1 rRNA gene is annotated in these 1,341 nt (G+C 52.4%); it reads left to right on the top strand.

The features are described 5' to 3' along the window. A 23S ribosomal RNA gene (locus tag AC787_RS32875) occupies nt 1-1,341 on the top strand; the annotation flags it as partial.

The raw sequence follows: 1,341 nt of genomic DNA, 5'->3' as shown, positions 1-1,341 counted from the left end.
GGAGTCAGACAGTGAGTGCTAAGATCCATTGTCAAGAGGGAAACAGCCCAGATCATCAGCTAAGGTCCCCAAGTGTGTGTTAAGTGGGAAAGGATGTGGAGTTGCAAAGACAACCAGGATGTTGGCTTAGAAGCAGCCATCATTTAAAGAGTGCGTAATAGCTCACTGGTCGAGTGACTCTGCGCCGAAAATGTAACGGGGCTAAACACACCACCGAAGCTATGACATGTGCCTATATGGTACTTTGGTAGGGGAGCGTTGAATACGGATTGAAGTTGGACCGTGAGGACTGGTGGACTGTATTCAAGTGAGAATGCCGGTATGAGTAACGAAAAGACAAGTGAGAATCTTGTCCGCCGAAAGCCTAAKGGTTCCTGAGGAAGGCTCGTCCTCTCAKGGTAAGTCGGGACCTAACGCGAGGCCGAAAGGCGTAGTGGATGGACAACAGGTTGAAATTCCTGTACCACCGTAAACMGTTATGAGCAATGGGGTGACACAGAAGGGCAGTGACGCGGGCTGATGGAATAGCCCGTCCAAGCAGTGAGGCTGATCGATAGGCAAATCCGTCGATCATTAAGGCTGGGCTGTGATGGGGAGCGAAAATTGTAGTAGCGAAGGTCATGTACTCCGGCTGTCAAGAAAAGCCTCTAGCCAGGTGAAGGTGCCCGTACMGCAAACCKACACAGGTAGGCGAGCAGAGCATGCTAAGGCGCGCGGAAGAACTCTCGTTAAGGAACTCGGCAAAATGACCCCGTAACTTCGGGAGAAGGGGTGCCTCGGTAKGGTTAATAGCCCGAGGGGGCCGCAGTGAAAAGGCCCAAGCGACTGTTTAGCAAAAACACAGGTCTGTGCGAAGCCGTAAGGCGAAGTATACGGGCTGACGCCTGCCCGGTGCTGGAAGGTTAAGGGGAGCGGTTAGGGGTTAAACCCGAAGCTGTGAACCGAAGCCCCAGTAAACGGCGGCCGTAACTATAACGGTCCTAAGGTAGCGAAATTCCTTGTCAGGTAAATTCTGACCCGCACGAATGGCGTAACGACTTGGGCGCTGTCTCAACGAGAGATCCGGTGAAATTTTAATACCTGTGAAGATGCAGGTTACCCGCGACAAGACGGAAAGACCCCATGGAGCTTTACTGTAACTTGATATTGAACTTTGGTACGATCTGTACAGGATAGGTKGGAGCCTTWGAAGCATGAGCGCCAGCTTGTGTGGAGGCAACGTTGGGATACCACCCTGATCGTATCGGAGTTCTAACCTAGAACCGTGAAACCGGTTCGGGGACCGTGTCAGGTGGACAGTTTGACTGGGGCGGTCGCCTCCTAAAATGTAACGGAGGCGCC

Origin of the sequence: Bacillus sp. FJAT-28004 (assembly GCF_001280845.1) — a bacterium.
Classification (GTDB): Bacteria; Bacillota; Bacilli; order Paenibacillales; family Paenibacillaceae; genus Pristimantibacillus.
This window is presented reverse-complemented; position numbering and strand designations above follow the sequence as displayed.